This window comes from Lichenibacterium ramalinae (assembly GCF_004137085.1).
Classification (GTDB): domain Bacteria; phylum Pseudomonadota; class Alphaproteobacteria; order Rhizobiales; family Beijerinckiaceae; genus Lichenihabitans; species Lichenihabitans ramalinae.
Window position 1 is genome coordinate 74,861 of record NZ_QYBC01000014.1, and the last position, 21,666, is coordinate 96,526.

Sequence of the window (21,666 nt, forward strand, 5' to 3'; positions counted from 1 at the left end):
GACCCTCGCCTATCGCGGGATCATCCAGGGCGTCACGTACTGCTGGAACACCACCAGGAGGCCGAGCAGGACGGTGAGGATGATGCTGTGCTTGAAGGTGCGGGCGAAGACCACGCCTTCCTGGCCCTTGAGGTCCGTCACCGACACGCCCGTGGCGATGTTCTGGGGCGAGATCATCTTGCCCATGACGCCGCCCGACGAGTTGGTGGCGGCGATCAGCACGGGGTTCAGGCCGAGCTGGTTCGCCGCGACGGCCTGGAGGTTGCCGAACAGCGCGTTGCCCGACGTGTCCGACCCCGACAGGAATACCGCGACCCAGCCGAGGAAGGCCGACACCAGCGGGAAGACGACGCCGACCGAGGCCACGGCCTTGCCGAGCGTATAGGTCATGCCGGCGTAGTTCATCAGGTAGGCCAAGCCCACGATCAGCGCCACCGTGAGGATGGCGATCCGGGTCTGGCGCGCCGTGCGGCCGATGCAGGCCACGAATTCGGAGACCGGCAACCGCACCGCCAGCGCCGTGATGATCGTGGCGACGAGGATGGCGGTGCCGCCGGTGAGCGGCTGGAACACGTAAACGGCCGCATAGGGCTTGTCGTAGAGCGTGATGAAGACGGCGTTGTGCAGCCCCGGCCACTCGAACTTCTGGGCGCCGATGCTGGGCACGCCGAAGCTGGTCCACAGGATGACGATGACGGCCACGATGATCCAGGGCATCCAGCCCTGCCAGGACGCCACGGGCCCGCGCGTGCCTTGTGCCCCCATGGCGGCCGGACGCACCATGGCGAAGGCCGGGTCGAAGCGCGGCTTCCACACCTGGAGGAAGGCGATCGTCACGATGAGCGAGCCCAGCGAGGCCAGAACGTCGGTGAGCCTGTAGTCGACGAAGTTCGAGGCGACGAACTGCGAGGTCGCGAAGGACAGGCCGGCGACCAGCAGCACGGGCCACAGCGCCGCCACCGAGCGCCGGCCGCTGTAGACGTACATGACGTAGAACGGCAGCAGCAGGCCGAAGAAGGGCAACTGACGGCCGATCATGGCGCCGAGCGTGACGTCGCTGAGGCCCGTCACCTGGCCCAGCACCGTCACGGGGGCGCCGAGCGCGCCGAAGGCCACCGGGGCCGTGTTGAAGATCAGCGTGAAGGTCAGGGCCTCGATGGGCTCGTAGCCGACCAGGATGAGCAGGGCGCTGGTGATGGCGATGGGGGTGCCGAAGCCCGAGATGCCCTCGAGCAGCGCGCCGAAACAGAAGCCGATCACCACCAGGACGACGCGCCGGTCGTTGGGGAGGTGTTCGATCACCCAGTCGCGGAAGGCGTCGAACCGCCCCGACGAGACCGACACGTTGTAGAGCAGCAGCGCGTTGACCACGATCCACATGACGGGCCACACCGCGAAGACGATCCCGTCTAGCGCGGAAGCGACCGCCAAGCCTGCGGGCATCCGCCACACGAGTGTCGCCAGCAGGAAGGCCACGACGAGCCCGGCCCCGGACGCCTGCCAGGCGGGGCGGCGCAGCAGGCCCAGCAGCACGAGAACGATCGCGATGGGCAGGGCCGCGACCAGGAACGACAGGATGAGGCTGTCGCCGACGGGCGTCAGCAATTGATGGAACACGGTGTCTCCCCCTTCAGCTTCTTGGGCGAGATTGTGTCCGACGCGTGGCGGCTTGGCAATGCGGCTCGGCCGCGCGAGGCGCGCCGGCCGGGGATGGCCCGTCACGCAAAAGGGCGCGTCCGGAGACGCGCCCTTTCATGGGATGCCGATGAGGGGGGAAGCGACTCGGGCGCGCAGAGCCCCGGACGCGACCCGCGTCAGGCGGCAGGCTGGGCCGACAGGGCCTTCACGCGGGCCGACAGGCGCGACACCTTGCGGGACGCCGTGTTGGCCGGGATGACGCCCTTCTGGGCGGAGCGCATCACGACGGATTCCGTGGCGACCAGGGCCTCGCGGGCCGCGGCGGCGTCGCCGCTGGCGATCGCTTCTTCGACCTTGCGAAGCTGCGTGCGCATCGCGCTCCGGCGCATGCGGTTGACGGCCGTGCGGCGTGCGAGCTTGCGGACGGCCTTCTTGGCCGAGGAGGTATTCGCCATTCTTGGGTTCCCGAACTGCGGCCCGTCGGAGGGGAGGACCACGGCAGATGTCGACGCCGTGGCGCCGTGAAGCCCTGTCCTTAGCGCCATCGCGCCCGCGGCGTCAATCGCCACCTGCCGGACGCGCGAAAAAGGTTGCTCCACCGGCCACCTCCCGCTACAAGGCGCGCCTTACTGGATCGTCCGGCCTGCCAGGGCTGCCGTGGCGATCCTTATGCTCGTCCTCGAACCAAGGTGGGCTGTCCGGCGTGAGTCGGTCGCAGCCCCGTGAGAGCCAAATGCCCAAGTTGAAGACCAAGTCGGGCGCCAAGAAGCGCTTCAAAGTCACCGGTACCGGCAAGGTGCTCTACGCCCAGGCCGGCAAGCGCCACGGGATGATCAAGAGGACCAACAAGCAGATCCGCAACCTGCGCGGCACCGCGGTGCTGTTCAAGACGGACGGCGACAACATCAAGCGGTACTTCCTGCCGCACGCCTGAGCGACCTGCTTTTCACCACATCCTCGCTTTCCAGACCTGAGAAAGATCATCCATGGCCCGCGTAAAACGCGGCGTGACGTCCCACGCCAAGCACAAGAAGACACTCGACGCCGCCAAGGGCTTCTACGGCCGGCGCAAGAACACGATCCGGGCCGCCAAGGCGGCGGTCGACCGGTCGATGCAGTACGCCACCCGCGACCGCAAGGTGAAGAAGCGCACGATCCGCGCCCTGTGGATCCAGCGCCTCAACGCCGCCGTGCGCGAGCTCGGCATCACCTACAGCCGCTTCATCGACGGGCTGAACAAGGCCGGCATCGAACTCGACCGCAAGGTTCTGTCCGACCTCGCCATCTCGGAGCCCGAGGCCTTCAAGGCCATCGTCGAGAAGGCCAAGGCGGCCCTCCCGGCCGCGCCCGCGGCCGTCTGACCGCCACGAGACCGGGCCGCACCAGGGGTGCGGCCCTTCCATCAGGGATCAGCGAGACATCCATGGTCGACGAGGCCGAACTCGAAACGTCCATCCTGGCCGAGGTCGGGGCGGCCGACACCGAGGCGGCGCTCGACGCCGTCCGCGTCGCGGCGCTCGGCAAGAAGGGGTCGGTCTCGGCCCTGATGGCGACGCTGGGGCGCATGAGCCCCGACGAACGCAAGACCAAGGGCGCCGCCCTCAACCTGCTCAAGGACCGCGTCTCCGCCGCGCTTGGCGCGCGCCGCGACGCCCTGGCCGCCCAGGCGCTGCTGGCTCGCCTCGCCTCCGAAACGCTCGACGTGTCGCTGCCGGTGCGCGAGCCGCCCGTGCTGGCCGGGCGCCTGCACCCGATCAGCCAGGTGACGGACGAGATCACCGCCATCTTCGCCGACATGGGCTTCGCCATCGCCGAGGGGCCGGACGTCGAGACCGACTTCTACAACTTCACCGCCCTGAACTTCCCCGTCGGGCATCCGGCGCGGGAGATGCACGACACGTTTTTCTTCAACCCGAAGCCCGACGGCGAGCGTCGCCTGCTGCGCACCCACACGTCCCCCGTGCAGGTTCGCACCATGCTGGCGCAGAAGCCGCCGATCCGCGTCGTCTGCCCGGGCCGCACCTATCGCTGCGATTCGGACCAGACCCATACGCCCATGTTCCATCAGGTGGAGGGGCTCGTGATCGACAAGCGCGCCAACCTCGCCAACCTGAAATGGGTGCTGGAGGAGTTCTGCCGCGCCTTCTTCGAAGTCGAGAGCGTCAAGATGCGCTTCCGCCCGTCCTTCTTCCCCTTCACCGAGCCCTCGATGGAGGTCGACATCCAGTGCACCCGCCGCGGCGACGAGATCCGCTTCGGCGAGGGCGAGGACTGGCTGGAGATCCTCGGCTGCGGCATGGTGCATGCCAATGTGCTGCGCCACTGCGGCATCGACCCTGATGAGTACCAGGGCTTCGCCTGGGGCATGGGCATCGACCGCATCGCCATGCTGAAATACGGCATGCCGGACCTGCGCCCCTTCTTCGATGCCGACGTGCGCTGGCTCAACCACTACGGCTTCCGCCCGCTCGACATCCCGACGCTGGCGGGTGGGCTGACGGGGTAGGGCGGATCGGCATCTGGTGGAAACACCTGACATCGTGGGACGCTCGCGCCATTCAGGACCGGGAGTCGCCGGCGTGAACCAGGGCGAGTGCGGCAGTTCGAACTATCGTCATCCAGGAGATAGCCATGGCGGTTGCGCACAGGTTGTCGAACGACGACATCAAGGCTCTGGCGGATCGGGTGCTCGGCGCCGAGATGTCCGATCTCGACTTCGGCGGCGTCGTGGTTTCGCAGCGCGACGTCTACGACGACGGCCCGTCCCTCTTCGTCGATGCGAGAGTCGCGGGCGACGTGCCCGCACCCTTCGATCCCAAGCGGTTCGAGCAGTTGAGACGCCTGTTACGTGACGCTTTGCTCGATCACGGTGACGAGCGCTTCCCGCATTTGAGCTTGGAACGGGCAGGGGACGAGTCGCCTGAACCCGATCACATCCCGACTGACGCATGAGGCCCGACCACCTGATCGAACTCGCCGGCAGCATCCTTCGGATCGGATCGGGCTATCCGCGGCAGGCAACGATCAATCGGGCGATCAGCACAGCCTACTACGCGGTCTTTCATGCGCTGGCGGGAGAATGCGTGGCGCGGCTGGTGGGATCGCCGCGCTCTTCGCGCTACTGGGAGATCGTCACCCCGATCCATCGGTCGATCGATCATGGTTCGGCGCGGAGGGTGTTCGAACGCCTCACCCGGGAACACGGGACGCCTTCGGCCTTGAAGCAGGTTGGAACTGCGTTCCTGGAACTGCAGACCGCCCGTCACGCCGCCGATTATGATCCCGGCAGCCGCTACTCGCGCGGCAAGGCGCTCGACTTCATCGTCCAGGCCCAGAGCGCGATAGAAACGCTCGGAGCCATGCCGAAGGAGGATCGCCTGCTCCTCGCCGTCCAACTCATCACCAAACCGCGCTGACGCGCTCGTCCACCCCACTCCGGCGCCCTTCCCATGAAATTCACCCTCTCCTGGCTCAAGGACCACCTCGACACCGAGGCCGGCCTCGCCGAGATCGCCGATGCCCTGACCCGCGTCGGCCTCGAAGTCGAAGGCATCGAGGATCCGGCCGAGCGGTTCCGCGGCTTCACGGTGGCGCGCATCATCGAGGCCGGCCAGCACCCCAACGCCGACCGGCTGCGGGTCTGCTCGGTCGACACCGGCGCGGGCAGCCCTGTGCAGGTCGTGTGCGGCGCGCCCAACGCGCGCGCCGGGCTCGTCACGGTCTTCTCGGCGCCCGGCACCTACATCCCTGGCAAGGACATGACGATCGCGTCGGGCGTGATCCGCGGCGTCGCGTCGAACGGCATGCTGTGCTCGGCTTCCGAACTCGGCCTGTCGGACGAGCAGGACGGCATCATGGAACTGCCGGAGGATGCCCGGGTCGGCACGCCCTATGGCGCCTTCGCCGGCCTCGACGACCCGGTGATCGACGTGGCGCTGACGCCGAACCGCCCCGACGCCGCCGGTGTCCACGGCATCGCGCGCGACCTCGCCGCCGTCGGCCTCGGCCGACTCAAGGAGGCGCCGGTGCCGGAGATCCGGGGCGGCTTCGCCCAGCCCGTGCCGCTGCGGCGCGAGCTCGCCGAGGCCGACGAGGCGCTGTGCCCGGCCTTCGCCCTGCGCCTGGTGCGCGGCGTCAGGAACGGGCCCGCGCCCGAATGGATGCGCCGGCGTCTCGCCGCCATCGGCCTGCGCCCCATCAACGCGCTGGTCGACATCACCAACTACATGACCTTCGACCGCGGGCGCCCGCTGCACGTCTTCGACGCCGCCAAGGTCGAGGGCGCCGTCGTGGTGCGCCGGGCCCGCGAGGGCGAGACCCTGGCGGCGCTGAACGGCCGCAGCTACGCGCTCGACGCCTCCATGGTGGTGATCGCCGACGACGCCGGCGTCGAATCCCTCGCCGGCATCATGGGCGGCGAGGCTTCGGGCTGCGACGAGGCCACCACCGACGTGCTGATCGAGAGCGCGCTCTGGGACCCCACGACCATCGCCCAGACGGGGCGCAAGCTCGGCCTGTCCAGCGACGCGCGCTACCGGTTCGAGCGCGGCGTCGACCCGGCCTTCACGGTCCCGGGGATCGATCTGGCGACCCGGCTGGTGCTCGACCTCTGCGGCGGCGAGGCGTCCGAACTGACGCTCGACGGCGCTGTGCCGAAGCCCGACCACCGCATAGACTTCCCGCTGAGCGAGGTCCACCGCCTGACGGGGCTCGACCTGCCGGTCTCCGACATGCAGCGCATCCTGGAGCGGCTCGGCTTCGACCTCGTCGGCCACCCCGACAATGCCGACTGGATCGTGGCGCGGGTGCCGTCCTGGCGGCCGGACGTGCACGGCAAGGCCGACCTCGTCGAGGAGATCCTCCGCATCGCGGGGCTCGACCGCGTCGAATCCCAGCCCCTGCCGCGAGAGCCCGGCGTGCCGCGCCCAGTGCTGACGCTGCTGCAGAGGCGGACGCGCCTCGCCAAGCGCGTGCTCGCCGGCGAAGGCCTGCTCGAAGCCGTGACCTGGAGCTTCGTGTCCGACGAACAGGCGCGGCTCTTCGGCGGTGGCGCGCCCGAACTGCAGCTCGCCAACCCGATCGCCGCCGACCTGTCCACCATGCGGCCGAGCCTCCTGCCGGGTCTCCTGGCGGGCGCCGGGCGCAATGCGGCGCGCGGGGCTGGCGACGTGGCGCTGTTCGAGGTCGGCCAGGTGTTCCTGGGGGACGGCGAGGGCGACCAGCGGATCGCCGCGGCCGGCCTTCGCCGCGGCACCGCCAGGGCGGCCGGGGCCGGGCGCCACTGGTCCGGCCCGGCCGAGGCGGCCGGTCTCTACGATGCCAAGGCCGATGCCGTGGCGCTGATCGCGGCGCTCGGCATCACGCCGGCCGCCGTCCAGGTCGTGCCGGGCGGGCCGGACTGGCTCCACCCCGGCCGCTCGCTGACCTTCCGCATGGGCCCGAAGACCACGATCGGCTTCTGCGGCGAGGTCCATCCCGAGGTGCTGCGCCGGCTCGACGTCGCCGGCCCCGTCGCGTGTTTCGAGATCGTCCTCGACGCGCTGCCGGCCCCGAAGGCGCGGCCCACCAAGGCGCGGCCGAAGCTGGTCCTCTCCGACCTGCAGCCGGTCGAGCGCGACTTCGCCTTCCTGGTCGACCGCAAGGTGCCGGCCGGCGACCTCGTGGGCGCCGCCCAGGGGGCCGACCGGGCCCTCGTGGCGGGCGTGTCGGTCTTCGACGTCTACGACGGCAAGGGCGTGCCCGAGGGACAGAAGTCGGTCGGCCTCGCCGTCACGCTGCAGCCGCGCGACAAGACCCTGGCCGAGGCCGACCTCGAGGCGGTGAGCGCGAAGATCGTGGAAGCGGTGGCGAAGAAGGTCGGCGGGGTTCTACGATCCGATTCGCCCTCGTCCGCCACGATCTCGACGGCGCCTCCGGCAACGAGGTGATTTGCGGTCGGGACGATCGAGCCCATGTTACAGTTGGAACTAGTCAACAGCTGAAGGTAGATCTTGATGGACAGGGGGAGAGGGCACGGCACGGACCTGACAGAGTCTCTGACTCCTACAGATCATCCCGGCGAAGCGGTCGCCTGTGTGGCGACGGTCGAGCCTGGCGGCGAGACCAAAGACGTCGATTACGAGCGCGCCATGGCCGTGTGCCTCGATGTCATGCGCGACCATCGCTCGGTTCTCGCCGCCTTGGCGAAGTGAGATCAGGCGAATCGGTCTGGCTCCCGAAGCGTGCCGTGCTGGACATGCACGCTCGGCTCCTCGCCGAGCATGGCGGTCCGCCCGGGATTCGCGACGAGGGCGCCCTAGACAGCGCACTCGCCCGGCCGTTGAATATCGCTGCATATGGCCGGCCCGACCTTGCCGATCTCGCAGCCGCATATGGCTTCGGTCTGGCGTGCAATCACGCTTTCGTCGACGGCAACAAGCGGATCTCCTTCGTCGCCTGCGTCACCTTCCTGCGATTGAACGGTTCGGATATCCCGATCGATGACATCGGCAACGTCGAAACCTGGATAGCCCTGGCTTCAGGGGCGCTGTCCGAGCCCGGGCTCGCGGCATGGCTCCGGTCCCGCATGCATTCGATCGACTGACCTATCCCGCCCTGGCGTTCGGCGCCCGGCGGCTCTAGCCTGTGTCAGGCTGCTGTTGAAATACGCCACCTTTGAACCGCGAGCCTGTTCACTGGCTTGAGTCGAAGCTCCGCTTCAACACCAGCCTGACAGGCTCTAGCTTCCGAAGCAGAGCGACTGCACAGCCCGGCTCGGGAGACACGCCATGAACGCCCACGATCGAGTCCTGCCGAAGGCGCCGCCGTTCCAGTGGGACGACCCCTTCCTCCTCGACGAGCAGCTGACCGACGAGGAGCGCATGATCCGCGACACGGCGCGGGACTACGCCCAGGACAGGCTGCAGACCCGCATCCTCGCGGCCTATCGCGACGAGACCGTCGAGCCCGAGATCTTCGCCGAGATGGGCGCGCTGGGCCTGCTCGGCGTGACGCTGCCGGACGACTACGGCTGCGCCGGCGCGTCCTACGTGGCCTACGGGCTCGTGGCACGGGAGGTGGAGCGGGTGGATTCAGGCTATCGCTCCATGATGAGCGTGCAGTCCTCGCTCGTCATGTACCCGATCTTCGCCTACGGCAGCGAGGAGCAGCGCCGTCGCTACCTGCCGAAGCTCGCGTCCGGTGCCTGGATCGGCTGCTTCGGCCTGACCGAGCCCGATGCCGGCTCGGACCCGGCCGGCATGCGCACCCGCGCCCGCAAGGTCGACGGCGGCTACGTGCTTTCGGGCGCCAAGACATGGATCTCCAACGCCCCCATCGCCGACATCTTCGTGGTCTGGGCCAAGTCGGACGCGCATGAGGGCGCCATCCGGGGTTTCGTTCTGGAGAAGGGAGCCAAGGGCCTGTCGGCCCCGCGCATCGGCGACAAGCTGTCCCTCCGCGCCTCCGTGACGGGGCAGATCGTGCTCGAAGACGTCGAAGTGTCCGACGACGCCCTGCTGCCGGGCGTGTCGGGCCTCAAGGGGCCCTTCGGCTGCCTCAACCGGGCACGCTACGGCATTTCCTGGGGCGTGATGGGCGCCGCGGAGGATTGCTGGCACCGGGCCCGCAGCTACACGCTGGAGCGCCACCAGTTCAACCGTCCCCTCGCCGCCACCCAGCTGATCCAGAAGAAGCTCGCCGACATGCAGACCGAGATCACGCTCGGCCTCCAGGCGTCCCTGCGCGTCGGGCGCCTCATGGACGAGGGCCGCATGGCGCCCGAGATGATCTCGCTCATCAAGCGCAACAACTGCGGCAAGGCGCTCGACATCGCGCGGGTGGCGCGCGACATGCACGGCGGCAACGGCATCACGGCCGAATACCACGTGATGCGCCACAGCCAGAACCTCGAGACCGTGAACACCTACGAGGGGACGCACGACGTCCACGCGCTGATCCTCGGCCGCGCCATCACGGGGCTGCAAGCCTTCGGGTAATGCCTTCGGGTGAGGGCTGCCGGCGCCCGGGGGTCCCCAGCGCTGGCCGTCCGCTCAGCTCGACCCCGGGCTCCACCCGGCCGCCTCGGAGGCGGCTTCCGCGGCGTCGGACGGGTCGATGTCGGAGCGCCATCGCTTGGCATCGATCCGCCGGCCGGTGAAGCCGCCCGACGCGTCGGACGCCAGCCACAGCAGCGGCGGGACCATGATGGCGGGGCGCAGCATGGCGGCGCGCGCTTCCGGGCCCACGGACGGCGGGATCAGCCCGGTCTCGGTGGCGCCCCCGGGCAGCAGCGCGTTGACGGTCACGCCGGTGCCGGCCAGGTCCTGCGCCCAGATGATCGTCTCGGATTCGAGCGCGGCCTTGCTCGGCCCATAGGGTGAGAAGCCGCTGCGCCGCATCGTCTCGTGGTTCATCGACACGTTGACGACCCGGCCGCGGCCCGAGGCGATCAGGGCCGGCGCGCAGGCTCGCGCCATCAGGAAGGGGCCGTTGACGTTGGTGTCGACGATGTCGCGCCAGACCTCCGGCGCGACCTCCCAGAAGCGCGTCGGCACGGTGAGGAAGGCGTCGCTGACGAGCCTCATGCCGCGACCGGCGTTGTTGACCAGGATGTCGAGGCGCCCGAAGCGGGCGAGCGTGGCCTCTACGGCTGCGGCGCAATCGTCCGGCTTCGTCACGTCGGCCCTGACCGGCACGATCGTCCCGCCCGAGCCCTCGGCGGCGACGGCTGCGACCTCGTCGAGGCTTCGCGCGGCTGTGGCGACCACGTGGACCCCCACGGCTGCCAGGCCCAGCGTCATGGCTCTGCCCAGGCCTCGCCCACCGCCCGTGACAATGGCGACGCGCCCGGCGAGGGCGTGATGGGAGGAATGCATGGCGTCGAAGTCCCCCGACGGCGCTCGCCCGCGCCCCGCCGATCGCGTGGGGGCGGCTCCGTTCTGTGCTGAAGGCTCGCGCGTCGCGGAGCCTGGCGGGGCGGAACCGAGACCCGTTCAGGGTCTCGGGCCGTCCGAGCCCGGGCGCCTCGCCCGGCCTGCGGCCCGCGCCGATGGCGTCGCCGACACTGTGCCGGCGACGCCCCCGTATCGGACGTCAGTAGGCCCGGTGATAGACGCGGTGCGTGCGGCGATACCGCGACGCGTAATGGCCGGCCGCGCAGCCCGCGGCAGCCCCGGCGAGACCGTGATGGGCGAAGTGGCCCGCGATGCCGCCGACGATCGCGCCGGTGACGCAGCCGGCCTGGGCCTCCGAGACCGAAACGGATCCGAGCAGCGTGACGGCCGTCGCCGCGATGATGAGCTTGCGCATGGTGAGTCCTTCTTCGGGTTTACGTCCCGGAGGCCGAACGCCCGAATGGCGGATCCGTTCGCCGCGTGGGGCAAAAATGTGGCCGAAACTCCCGGGCCGGCGCGGCATGTCGCGACTTGTCTGACAAACCGGGCAGGCTTAGAAGAGATCAAATCCTGGAGGAAGCCATGAGCGGTACGGTGAACGGGGCGGTCGGCTCGCGCAAATTGCGATCGCAGCTGTGGTTCGACAACCCTGAGAATCCCGGCATGACGGCGCTCTACATCGAGCGCTACCTCAACTTCGGGCTCACGCCCGGCGAGTTGCGCTCGGGCAAGCCGATCATCGGCATCGCCCAGACCGGCAACGACCTGAGCCCCTGCAACCGTCACCATCTCGAACTCGCCAAGCGCGTGCGCGACGGCATCCTGGCGATGGGCGGCGTGCCGATGGAGTTCCCGGTCCATCCCATCCAGGAGACCGGCAAGCGGCCCACCGCGGCCCTCGACCGCAACCTCGCCTATCTCGGCCTCGTCGAGACGCTCTACGGCTACCCGCTCGACGGCGTCGTGCTGACGACGGGCTGCGACAAGACCACGCCGGCCTGCATCATGGCGGCCGCGACGGTCAACATCCCCGCCATCGTGCTCTGCGGCGGGCCGATGCTCAATGGTTGGCACAACGGCGAGCGCACGGGCTCCGGCACCATCGTGTGGAAGAGCCGCGAGGAGATGGCGGCCGGGCACATCGACTACGAGGAGTTCATGGAGATCGTGACCTCGTCGGCGCCCTCCGTGGGCCATTGCAACACGATGGGCACGGCTTCCACCATGAACGCCCTGGCGGAAGCCCTCGGCATGACGCTGCCGGGCTGCGCCGCCATCCCGGCGCCCTACCGCGAGCGCGGGCAGATCGCCTACGAGACCGGCCGCCGCGCCGTCGAGATGGTGTGGGAGGACCTGAAGCCCTCCGACATCATCACCCGCCAGGCGATCGAGAACGCCATCGTGGTCAATTCGGCCATCGGCGGGTCGACCAACGCCACGATCCACATCAATGCCATCGCGCGCCACGCCGGCGTGCCGATCGACATGAGCGACTGGGAAACGCTGGGCCACAAGGTGCCGCTGCTGGTCAACATGCAGCCGGCCGGCAAGTATCTCGGCGAGGAGTTCCATCGCGCTGGCGGCGTGCCGGCCGTGATCTACGAGCTGAAGAAGCGCGGCCTCGTGCACGAGGACGCCATCACCGCCAACGGCAAGCCCTTCGGCGCCAACAACGACAAGATCGCCTCGCGCGACCACGACGTCATCACGCCCATCGAGACGCCGCTGCGCGAAGACGCGGGCTTCATCGTGCTGCGCGGCAACCTGTTCGACAATGCCGTGATGAAGACCAGCGTCATCTCGCAGGAGTTCGCCGACCGCTACCTGTCGGATGCGTCCGACCCGGGCGCCTTCGAGGGACGGGCCATCGTGTTCGAGGGGCCCGAGGACTACCACCACCGCATCGACGACCCCGCCCTCGAGATCGACGAGCACTGCCTGCTGTTCATCCGCGGCACGGGGCCGATCGGCTATCCCGGCGGCGCCGAGGTCGTCAACATGCAGCCCCCCGCCGCCCTCATCAAGCGCGGCATCCATGCGCTGCCCTGCATCGGTGACGGCCGGCAGTCGGGAACCTCGGCCTCGCCCTCGATCCTCAACGCGTCGCCCGAGGCGGCGGCCGGCGGCGGCCTCGCCATCCTGCGCACCGGCGACCGGGTGCGGATCGACCTCAACAAGCGCAGCGCCAACATGCTGCTGTCCGACGAGGAGCTGAACGCCCGCCGCGCCGCCCTGCAGGGCCAGGGCGGGTTCCAGTATGCCGGCAACCAGACGCCCTGGCAGGAAATCCAGCGCGCCATGGTCGACCAGTTCGACGAGGGCATGGTGCTGAAGCCGGCGGTGAAGTACCAGCGCGTCGCCCAGAGCATGGGCGTGCCGCGCGACAACCACTGACGCGCGACCGAGCCCGACGGTCCGCCCCGCAGTCCGGCGGCGGCCCGTCCCCCATTGCACGACGCGAAACGGCGGGGCTGGGCCCCGCCGTTTCGTTTCTCGGCCACGGATTTCCGACGCGGCTCAGCCCTGGGTGACGGCGTCCGGCTTCGGGCCGCCGCGCGACACGCCGACCTTGGCGGGACGCAGCACGCGGTCGCCGATGACGTATCCGGTCTCGACCTGCTGGACGACCGTGCCGGTCGGCACGGATTCGTCGGGCATCTCGAACAGGGCCTCGTGGCGGTTGGGGTCGAAGCGCGACCCGACGGTCTCGACCGGCGACACCTTGAAGCGCGCCAAGCGCGAGAGCAGGTCGCGCTCGGTGAGTTCCACCCCCTGCAGGAAGGACTGGATGGCGGGTCCGGCCTCGGACTTGGCCTCGGCCGGCACGCTGGCCACGGCGCGCTGCAGGTTGTCGACGACCGCCACCATCTCGCGCGCGAAGGAGGTCACGCCGTAGCTCTTCGCATCCGCCACCTCGCGCTCGGTGCGGCGGCGGAGATTCTCCATCTCGGCCATGGTGCGGAGGATGCGGTCCTTCAGCGACGCGACTTCGGCCTGCAGGCTTTCCACGGCGGCGTCGGCTTCGGCGCGCGGGGCGGCCTCAGCGGTCGCCTCGGCGCGATGCGCCTCGCGCGGCATGTCCTCGGCCTCGGGTGCCGTCCCCTCGGGCGTGAAGGTGTCGGCGGGGTCGGTCATCATGCGGTCTCCAATGGAAAGGCCGGGGCGCGACGCCCCGGTGCGGAATCTCGGGTCGCGCCCGATATCGGGGCCGAACGGGCCAAAATCAAGCCGCGGGCCCTCCGGCCGCCGCGGGTGCTCCAGCCGCCGCGGGCCCTCCGGTCGTCGCGGGAGCGGGCCGGTCGCCCGCGCGCTCGAACGTGTCGCCCAGCACGCGGCGGATCACCTCCTGGCGTCCCGGGTCGGTGATCTTGGCGCCGGTCAGGTCCGACACGTAGAAGCTGTCTACCGCCTTCTCGCCGAAGGTCGCCACATGGGCCGAGGCGATGTTGAGGCTGAGGCCGGCGAGGGCGCGCGTGAGATCGTAGAGCAGGCCGGGCCGGTCGACGCCGCTGACCTGCAGCACCGTGTGGCGGCGCGACGCCGCGTTGTCGACGATGATCTTGGGGTGCAGCGCGAAGGCGGTTCGGCCCTTGGGCTGGCTATCCTTCGCCGCCACGAGTTCGCCGAGCCGGATCTGCCCGCGCATGGCGCGCTCGATGCCGCCAGCGATGCGCCCGGCGCGGCGGATCTCGTCGGCGTCCTCGTCGAAGGCGCGCGAAACGCTCACGGTGTCGAGCGCCAGCCCGTCCTTGGTGGTATAGATCTGCGCGTCCACGATGTTGGCGCCCCCGCTGGCGCAGGCGCCGGCGATGATCGACAGCAGGCGGGGATGGTCCGGCGCCACGATGGTGATCTCCGTGATGGAGCGGAACTTGTCGGTCGCGACGTCGCTGGCGAAGCCCTTGCCCTCCTGCCACAGCGTGCGGATCAGGCGCGCGTCGCGGATGCGGTTGGCGAGGCCGGTGCGCAGCCAGTAGGGCGCGTAGTGGCGCGCCACATAGGCGGTGAACTCTTCGGCGGGGAATTCGGTCAGGGCCGGGCGCAGCTGCTCCTGCGAGGCGAGGACGCGGGTGTTGCGGTCGAAATCCGGGCTGTCGCCGCCCAGCAGCGTCTCGGTCTCGGTGTAGAGGGTGCGCAGCAACTGCCCCTTCCAGCCGTTCCACACGCCGGGGCCCACCGCCTTGATGTCGCAGATCGTCAGGATCATCAGGCATTTCAGCTGCTCGACCGTGCCGGCGATGCCGGCGAAGGTTTCGATCGTGCGGCGGTCGTTGAGGTCGCGGCTCTGTGCCGTGTTGGACATGGCGAGGTGGTGTTCCACCAGCCAGGCGGTGAGGTCCGTCTCGTCGGGCGACAGGCCGAAGCGGGGCGCCAGCTGGCGGGCCAGGGCGGCGCCGGCGACGGAATGGTCCTCCTGCTTGCCCTTGGCGACATCGTGCAGGAACACCGCGAGGTAGAGCGCGTTGCGCCCCACCACGGTCGGCATCAGCTCGTTGGCGAGCGGGTGGGCGTCCCGGCTCCGTCCGGCATCGATCTCGGCGAGGATGCCGAGGGCGCGCAGCAGGTGCTCGTCCACCGTGTAATGGTGGTACATGTTGAACTGCATCAGCGCCACGACGCGGCCGAACTCGGGGATGAAGCGGCCGAGCACGCCGGCCTCGTTCATGCGGCGCAGCGCCGTCTCGGGCGCGCGCCGCGAGGTGAGCAGGTCCATGAACAGCCGGTTGGCTTCGGGGTTCTCCCGCAGGCTTCGGTCCACCCGGCGCAGCGACAGCGTGACGAGCCGCGTCGCGTCGGGGTGGATCGGCAGGCCGTAGAGGTCGGCGATGGCGAAGAGCCGGATCAGGTTGACGGGGTCGCGCTCGAACACGTCGCGCCGCGCCACGGTGATGCGGTCGAACTCCACCTGGAAGTCGCCCGTGCCCGGGATAGCGCGCATGCGGCGGCGCAGGCCCTGGACGAGCCGGTCGAGCGCCGCGGGCTGTTTCGCTTCGCGCTCCTCGATGGCGGCGCAGACGATGGCGGTGAGGTCGCCGACGTTCTTGGCCACCAGGAAATAATGCTTCATGAAGCGCTCGACGCCGCTGAGGCTCGGCCCCGTGCCGTAGCCGAGGCGGGCCGCGATGCGGCGCTGGTAGTCGAAGCTCAGCCGTTCCTCGGCGCGCCCCGACACGACGTGGAGCTCGCAGCGCACCCGCCACAGGAACTCCTCGCAGCGGCAGAACAGCCGGAACTCCTTGGCGGTGAACAGCCCGGCCTCGACCAGCGCCTCGCCGTTCTGCACCCGGTAGGTGTATTTGGCGATCCAGAACAGCGTGTTGAGGTCGCGCAGGCCGCCCTTGCCCTCCTTGACGTTCGGCTCGACGAGGTAGCGCGAGGCGCCGGCGCGGCTGATGCGGGTTTCGCGCTCGGCCATCTTGGCGGCCACGAACTCGCGCGCCGTCCTGGCCTGCACGTCCCGGTCGAAGCGCAGCACCAGCTCGTCGAACAGCGCCGCGTCGCCCAGGATGAAGCGGGCTTCCAGCAGCGCGGTGCGGATCGTCATGTCGGCCTTGGCCTGGCGCACGCATTCGTCGACCGACCGCGTCGAGTGGCCGACCTTCTGGCGCAGGTCCCACAGGACGTAGAGCATGGCCTCGACCACGCTTTCCCCCCAGGGGGTCTGCTTGTAGGGCAGCAGGAACAGGAGGTCGATGTCGGAGCCGGGCGCCAGCGTGGCGCGCCCGTAGCCGCCGACCGCCACGACGCAGAGCCGCTCCGCCGCCGACGGGCGCTCCAGCGGATAGACGTGCCGCACCACGTAGTCGTAGAGCGAGCGGATGATCTCGTCCTGGAGGGCGGCGAGGCGCGACGCGCAGGCGAGCCCGCCATGGTCCTCGGCGAAGTCCTTGAGGATGGCGGCCCGGCCGTCGCCGAGCGCGCCGCGGAACCTGTCCACCGCCGCCCGCCGGAAGGCGGCGTCGTCGGCATGTTCGGCCCGAAGCGCCGCGATGGCGGCGTCGAGGAGGGGGCGGTCGAGCCCGGACATGTCGGGTTCGGGATAGGCGTTCGGGCTTTGCAGGGCGAGGCTCATCGTCTTTCCTCTATCCCGAGCGCGGGGTCGGACGCCAGCGAGGGTTGCCCCCGGCCGGCGGCGGAGCCCGGGCCGGCGGGCCGCCGCCCCAGCTTCCCACACCGTGTGCCGGTGCGCCATGCCGCCCGTGCCATGCCGCTCCGGCCCGGGATGCGTCAGGGCGGATCGAGCAGGCCGAGCAGTCCCGAGGCGGCGACGGCGGCGAGGCCGAGGGCCAGCACCCACCGGGTCTGGACGGTCAGGCGCGCCGCCGCATCCCGGTCCGCGGCGAGGCGCGGCACGAGCCGGTAGCGGTTCACCAGTGCCAGGGTCGCCATGGCGACGGCGAGCAGCAGCTTCAGCGTCAGGACCTGCCCGTAGGCGCTGCCCACCGGGTCGCCGGGCCAGCCCCCGATGAGGGCGGCGTCGAGCGTGCCCGAGGCGACGAGGAGGGCGACGACGCCGTGGCCGGCCGCCGAGAAGCGCCGCAGGGCCAGGGCCGCCGCTCCGGCCCCGGGGTCGCGCCCGAGCAGCGCCATGAGACGCAGCACTTCCGGCAGGCTGCCCATCCAGGCGCCGCCGGCGAGCAGGTGCAGGGCCAGCGCCGGCGCGGCGACGCTCCGGCCCGGCATGGCGGCGGCATGGCCCGACAGGGCGAGGCTCGCCAGGGCCAGCCCGGCCGCGAGGGTCCACATGGCGGCACTGCTCGACACGATGTCTTTGGCGACCGTCTTGGACGGTGCCGGGTCGGACGAGAGGGGCGCGTCTCGCCGCAGCGCCACGGCGGCGGCGAACAGCAGCGTCGCGCCGCATTGCACAGCCCAGGCCCGCCCTGTCGCGGTGCCGGAGGCGGCGGCGAGCAGCGTCCCGGCATCGAGCGCGGCGCCCCAGCCGTCATCGAAGGCGGCCGCCTGCGCCGGCAGGCGGAGCAGGGCGGCGAGGAGGGCGATGGGCGCCGTGCAGGCCGCGAGCCGTCCGGCCCGCCGCGCCGCGTCGCGCCGGAGCGCCGACGGCACGGCCGCCGTCGCGAAGAGGCCGGCGCCGAACGCCAGCATCAGGGCCCCGTCCCCGACGGCGCGGCACAGGGCGAGAGCCGCGGTCGGGGACGCGATCATGGTCACGGAGCGACGGTGAAGCGGTAATGGCCGGCGGTCCTGTGCCCGTCGGTGGCGACGGCGTGCCACTCCACCGTGTAGGCGCCCGGCACCAGCCGGCCCGTCACCGGGACGGTGAGGCGAGCGGGATCGCCGTCGCCGAGGCGTCCCGGCCCGGTCGCCACCGCGGCGTCGTCCGGGCCCGTCACGGCGACGCCCGAGAACCTGAGTTCGAGCCCCTCGGTGAACTGCAGCACGAGCTGGGCCGGCGCCGCCGCGGTGCCGCCGGCGGCGGGGATGGCGGCGGTGAGGTGGGCGTGGGCGGCGGCGGGGGCGGCCCAGCCGACGGCGCCGGCGACCGCGAGGGCGAGCGAACCCGCCCGGGTGCCGGAGGAGGGGAGGGCGCGGCGGAGATGGCGGAGGCTCATCGGGGGCTCTGGGGTTCACGATGCTGCGTCGTGGCCCGGGGCGCACCCTCGGGGCCGTGCCGGTCCTACACGATCGGGCGGCGCGCCGCGCCGGCCGAAACCGCTCCGGAGGATGCCAAGAGGCCGTCGCGGGTTATCAACAGGTCGTTCACGATAACGGTGGAAAGATTTGTTAACCGTTCCGGCCGCGCAGGGGAAAACCAGCTGAATCAGACGGTTAACGGCCAAGGCCGGATTCAGCCCGCCAAGATCGGCATTGACCGCCGGGAATCGCCGACCCGCCGCGCCGCAATGGCCGATGGGGAGTGAATGTCGCATGTCAACCACAGCCCGCCGTTATCCCGTTGGAATCGCGGCCGTTAGGGACTGTGGCGGGAGGCGGGCGGTTTCCGGGAATCGGCGGCGCGGTCCCGGGCGCGACGGATTCGTGACATGATCCGGTTGCCTGCCCTCAGACCCATGTGTAGCTTCAATTCATCGCCGCGGCGCCGGCCACCGCCCCGCAACGGCAGATCTCTCAGAATCGTGACGATGCCCCACGCAGTCCATGGCCAAGACCATGACTCGGGGTTTCTTCTATCGGGTGAGGACGATGTTGGAGGGTGAGGGTCAGATTCGTTTCTGAGTCTAGGGTTATTGATAGGGGTCGATCGATCATTTGAGGTCCGAGGCCGGATTCTCGACAGTGATTCGTGAGGAGGCGCGCATGGTCCATCATCGACAGGCTCCGCGTCTTCGCCGGTTCCGACGGGTGCATCCCCGCGCGACCCTGGCCTGACCGCGGCTCCGGGCCGTCCGCGCCCGTCTCGGAAGGCCACCCGAGACGATGCGCGGCGCGCCCCGGCCGCCAGACGGCGCCCGAGCCCGGCAGGGGCTTCGGGCAAACGCTTTTCCGGTTTGAGATGCGGCAAACATCCCACGCCAGAAAGAATACGATCCATCATGACAGCGCGAAACGATGCCCCCTGCTTCGTGGACCCGACCGCCGATCTCCGCGAAACCGTCGCGCCGCTTCAGCCTTCCCGTGAATCGCTGGGGGGCCTGAGTCCGGCCACCCGTACCGAGCAATGGTCCAACGCCTGCCGCCGCCTGCGGGCCGAACTCGGCGAAGCCGTGTTCAGCGCCTGGTTCGCCCGGCTCGACCTCGACCGGATCGAGGACGACACCGCCTATCTCACGGTCCCGACCAACTTCCTGAAGACCTGGATCCAGTCGCACTACGTCGACAAGCTGTGCGCCACGCTGGCCGCCGAAGCCCCCGAGGTGAAGCGCTGCATCGTGGCGCTGCGCTCCTCGACGCGCGCCGCCGCGCCGAAGCCCGAGGTTTCGGCGGCGGCGGCCGAGGCCGCCCCGGAGGCGAAATCCGTCTCGGCGCCGCGCGCCGCCGCCCAGGCCAAGTGGGAGTCGAACGCCAAGGCCAGCGGTGCCGCGCCGGCCGGGATGCCCGCCGATGCGCTGAGCGGCTCCCCGCTCGACCGTCGCCTGACCTTCGGCAACTTCGTCGTCGGCCGGTCGAACCAGCTCGCCTGCGCGGCGGCGCAGCGCGTGGCCGAGGCCGCTCCGGGCGCCGCGCCGGTCTACAGCCCGCTCTACATCCACGCCGCCGTCGGCCTCGGCAAGACGCATCTCCTGCAGGCCACCGCCCATGCCGTGACGGACGGCGGCCGGCGCGTGATCTACCTCACGGCCGAGCGCTTCATGTACGGCTTCGTGGCGGCCCTGAAGGCCCAGACCTCCATCGCCTTCAAGGAGAAGCTGCGCGCCATCGACGTCCTGATCATCGACGACGTGCAGTTCCTGCAGGGCAAGTCCATCCAGACCGAGTTCTGCCACACGCTGAACGCGTTGATCGACGACGGCCGGCAGGTCATCGTGGCGGCCGACCGCCCGCCCGCGGACCTCGAATCCCTCGACGAGCGGGTGCGCTCGCGCCTGGCCGGCGGGCTCTGCGTCGAGATGGAGACGCTGGACGAGACGCTGCGCGTCAAGATCCTGGAGAACCGCGTCCAGGCGGCGCGGGCCCTGCACCCGGGCTTCGCCCTGACGCCGGCCGTGATGGCCTATGTGGCGCGGGCCATCGCCACCAATGGGCGCGACCTCGACGGTGCCGTGAACCGGCTGATGGCCCATGCCACGCTGTCGGGAACGGCCCACACGGTCGAGACCGCGGAGGCGGCGATCCGCGACCTCGTGCGCCTGCGCGAGCCCAAGCGGGTGAAGATCGAGGACATCCAGAAGCTCGTCGCCAACCACTACAACGTCAGCCGCGCCGACATCCTGTCGTCGCGCCGCACCGCCGTGGTGGTGCGGCCCCGGCAGATCGCCATGTACCTGTCGAAGGCGCTGACGCTGCGCTCGCTGCCCGAGATCGGCCGCCGTTTCGGGGGGCGCGACCACACGACCGTGCTGCATGCCGTGCGCAAGATCGAGGCGCTGAGCGGCAAGGAGGCGGCGCTGGCCGAGGAGCTCGAACTGCTGAAGCGGCTGCTCCAGGACTGACGCCGAAGCGGCGCCGGGGCGGTCGACGCCGCCCCGGCGCCCCCAACGCGATGACACTGCTCCCGTTTCCGAGCCGGGGCGGAGGCGCCGACGGCCGAGGCGCTCCCGGGCAGAAGGAACGTGCAAAGCCGGCCGCGGTTGTGTAGGGGTCGGTCCGGGACGGGGGCGGAGCGTGCTTCGCCGGACTCGCGTCCCGAGTCGCGACCCCGCCGTCTCCGGCCCGGCCGCCACAGCCGAGGAGTTCCATGCGTCCCTTCGTTTCGTTCACCCGCGCGGCGGCCTTCGCGGCCCTCCTGCTTCCGGCCGCGCCGGCCCTGGCCCAATCCTGCGGCAACGACGCATCCGGCTTTCCGGCCTGGCTGGACGGGTTCAAGCAGGAGGCGGCCTCGCAGGGCATCTCGCCCCGGGTGGTCTCGGAATCGCTCGACAGCGTCACCTATGATCGCAACACGATCCAGCACGACCGCGGGCAGGGCGTCTTCCACCAGAGCTTCGAACAGTTCTCCGGCCGCATGGTGCCGCCGCGCGTCAAGAAGGGCGCCGCCCTCGTCCGGCAATACGGCAGCCTCCTGCAGCGCATCGAGAGCCAATACGGCGTGCAGGGCCCCGTCCTCGTCGCCATCTGGGGCCTTGAGACGGACTTCGGCTCCTTCATCGGCAAGTTCGACACGATCCGGTCGCTCGCGACGCTGGCCTATGATTGCCGGCGCTCCGACAAGTTCCGGGCCGAACTGCTCGACGCCCTGCGCATCGTGCAGCGCGGCGACCTGAACCCCGCCACCATGCACGGCGCCTGGGCGGGCGAGATCGGCCAGACGCAGTTCATGCCCTCGTCCTACATGAAATACGCGGTGGATTTCGACGGCAAGGGGCGCCGCGACCTGCTCCGCAGCGTGCCGGACGTGCTGGCGTCGACCGCCAAGTACCTGCAGGCCTATGGCTGGCAGGCCGGCCAGGGCTGGGCGCCGGGCGAGCCCAACTTCGCCGTGATCCAGCAGTGGAACGCCAGCTCGATCTATTCCAAGACCATCGCCCTGCTGGCGACCCGGATCGACGAAGCCAGCCACTGAACGCCATGCGGC

Annotated in this window: 19 protein-coding genes; 11 read left to right on the forward strand and 8 right to left on the reverse strand. The window is 70.3% G+C overall.

The annotated features are described in order from the left end of the window. Positions 1-9: 9 nt before the first annotated feature. Both D3272_RS16840 and rpsT read right to left on the reverse strand, forming a co-directional pair. The gene (locus D3272_RS16840; RefSeq protein ID WP_129220374.1) at positions 10-1,617 is read right to left on the reverse strand and encodes an L-lactate permease; all 1,608 of its coding nucleotides are present in this window, start codon (positions 1,615-1,617) and stop codon (positions 10-12) included. A 197-nt stretch (positions 1,618-1,814) separates the two neighbouring features. Next, on the reverse strand, positions 1,815-2,093 hold the full coding sequence (gene rpsT / locus D3272_RS16845; protein ID WP_129220375.1) for a 30S ribosomal protein S20: 279 nt from the start codon (positions 2,091-2,093) through the stop codon (positions 1,815-1,817). 278 nt (positions 2,094-2,371) lie between these two features. Between rpsT and rpmI the strand changes: the two genes are divergently transcribed. From rpmI to D3272_RS16885, 8 genes are all read left to right on the forward strand, one after another. Next, positions 2,372-2,572 (forward strand): 50S ribosomal protein L35, encoded by a 201-nt coding sequence (gene rpmI / locus D3272_RS16850; RefSeq protein WP_129220376.1) that lies wholly within the window; start codon positions 2,372-2,374, stop codon positions 2,570-2,572. A 52-nt stretch (positions 2,573-2,624) separates the two neighbouring features. Then, positions 2,625-2,999, forward strand: coding sequence for a 50S ribosomal protein L20 (gene rplT, locus D3272_RS16855; protein ID WP_129220377.1), 375 nt, complete (start codon positions 2,625-2,627; stop codon positions 2,997-2,999). Positions 3,000-3,061: 62 nt separating this feature from the next. Next, positions 3,062-4,144, forward strand: coding sequence for a phenylalanine--tRNA ligase subunit alpha (pheS, locus tag D3272_RS16860; RefSeq protein WP_129220378.1), 1,083 nt, complete (start codon positions 3,062-3,064; stop codon positions 4,142-4,144). A 125-nt stretch (positions 4,145-4,269) separates the two neighbouring features. After that, positions 4,270-4,590, forward strand: a complete 321-nt coding sequence (locus tag D3272_RS16865; protein ID WP_129220379.1) for a hypothetical protein — start codon at positions 4,270-4,272, stop codon at positions 4,588-4,590. Continuing rightward, the gene (locus D3272_RS16870) at positions 4,587-5,054 is read left to right on the forward strand and encodes a hypothetical protein (protein ID WP_129220380.1); all 468 of its coding nucleotides are present in this window, start codon (positions 4,587-4,589) and stop codon (positions 5,052-5,054) included. The genes D3272_RS16865 and D3272_RS16870 overlap by 4 nt, the downstream gene beginning before the upstream one ends. Positions 5,055-5,087: 33 nt before the next feature. Then, positions 5,088-7,565 carry a phenylalanine--tRNA ligase subunit beta gene (gene pheT / locus D3272_RS16875; protein WP_129220381.1) on the forward strand — a complete coding sequence of 826 codons (2,478 nt, stop codon included), beginning with the start codon at positions 5,088-5,090 and terminating at the stop codon, positions 7,563-7,565. Between the two features lie 260 nt (positions 7,566-7,825). Further along, on the forward strand, positions 7,826-8,221 hold the full coding sequence (locus D3272_RS16880) for a type II toxin-antitoxin system death-on-curing family toxin (protein WP_281010965.1): 396 nt from the start codon (positions 7,826-7,828) through the stop codon (positions 8,219-8,221). 184 nt (positions 8,222-8,405) lie between these two features. Then, positions 8,406-9,614: an acyl-CoA dehydrogenase gene (locus D3272_RS16885; RefSeq protein ID WP_129220382.1), complete on the forward strand. Its 1,209-nt coding sequence runs from the start codon at positions 8,406-8,408 to the stop codon at positions 9,612-9,614. Positions 9,615-9,668: 54 nt separating this feature from the next. Here D3272_RS16885 and D3272_RS16890 read toward each other — a convergent pair whose 3' ends face one another. Together D3272_RS16890 and D3272_RS16895 are read right to left on the reverse strand one after the other, a co-directional pair. Next, positions 9,669-10,493: an SDR family NAD(P)-dependent oxidoreductase gene (locus tag D3272_RS16890; protein WP_129220383.1), complete on the reverse strand. Its 825-nt coding sequence runs from the start codon at positions 10,491-10,493 to the stop codon at positions 9,669-9,671. 217 nt (positions 10,494-10,710) lie between these two features. Further along, complete coding sequence (locus D3272_RS16895; protein ID WP_129220384.1) at positions 10,711-10,926, reverse strand: hypothetical protein; 216 nt, start codon at positions 10,924-10,926, stop codon at positions 10,711-10,713. Positions 10,927-11,093: 167 nt separating this feature from the next. Here D3272_RS16895 and D3272_RS16900 point away from each other — a divergent pair, with 167 nt between their 5' ends. Next, positions 11,094-12,905 carry an IlvD/Edd family dehydratase gene (locus D3272_RS16900; RefSeq protein WP_129220385.1) on the forward strand — a complete coding sequence of 604 codons (1,812 nt, stop codon included), beginning with the start codon at positions 11,094-11,096 and terminating at the stop codon, positions 12,903-12,905. Positions 12,906-13,028: 123 nt separating this feature from the next. Here D3272_RS16900 and grpE read toward each other — a convergent pair whose 3' ends face one another. The 4 genes from grpE to copC all read right to left on the reverse strand — a co-directional run bounded on the left by grpE (position 13,029) and on the right by copC (position 18,085). Continuing rightward, a complete protein-coding gene (gene grpE / locus D3272_RS16905; RefSeq protein WP_129220461.1) occupies positions 13,029-13,646 on the reverse strand; it encodes a nucleotide exchange factor GrpE in 618 nt (205 codons plus the stop codon). A gap of 88 nt (positions 13,647-13,734) precedes the next feature. Beyond that, positions 13,735-16,539, reverse strand: coding sequence for a [protein-PII] uridylyltransferase (locus D3272_RS16910; protein WP_129220462.1), 2,805 nt, complete (start codon positions 16,537-16,539; stop codon positions 13,735-13,737). A gap of 200 nt (positions 16,540-16,739) precedes the next feature. Then, on the reverse strand, positions 16,740-17,678 hold the full coding sequence (locus tag D3272_RS16915; RefSeq protein ID WP_129220386.1) for a CopD family protein: 939 nt from the start codon (positions 17,676-17,678) through the stop codon (positions 16,740-16,742). 2 nt (positions 17,679-17,680) lie between these two features. Next, on the reverse strand, positions 17,681-18,085 hold the full coding sequence (gene copC / locus D3272_RS16920; RefSeq protein WP_129220387.1) for a copper homeostasis periplasmic binding protein CopC: 405 nt from the start codon (positions 18,083-18,085) through the stop codon (positions 17,681-17,683). A 942-nt stretch (positions 18,086-19,027) separates the two neighbouring features. On the opposite strand from copC, the gene dnaA reads away from it, so the two are divergent. Both dnaA and D3272_RS16930 read left to right on the forward strand, forming a co-directional pair. Then, on the forward strand, positions 19,028-20,584 hold the full coding sequence (gene dnaA / locus D3272_RS16925) for a chromosomal replication initiator protein DnaA (RefSeq protein ID WP_129220388.1): 1,557 nt from the start codon (positions 19,028-19,030) through the stop codon (positions 20,582-20,584). Positions 20,585-20,829: 245 nt separating this feature from the next. Further along, positions 20,830-21,654 carry a lytic murein transglycosylase gene (locus tag D3272_RS16930; RefSeq protein ID WP_129220389.1) on the forward strand — a complete coding sequence of 275 codons (825 nt, stop codon included), beginning with the start codon at positions 20,830-20,832 and terminating at the stop codon, positions 21,652-21,654. Positions 21,655-21,666 lie beyond the last annotated feature (12 nt).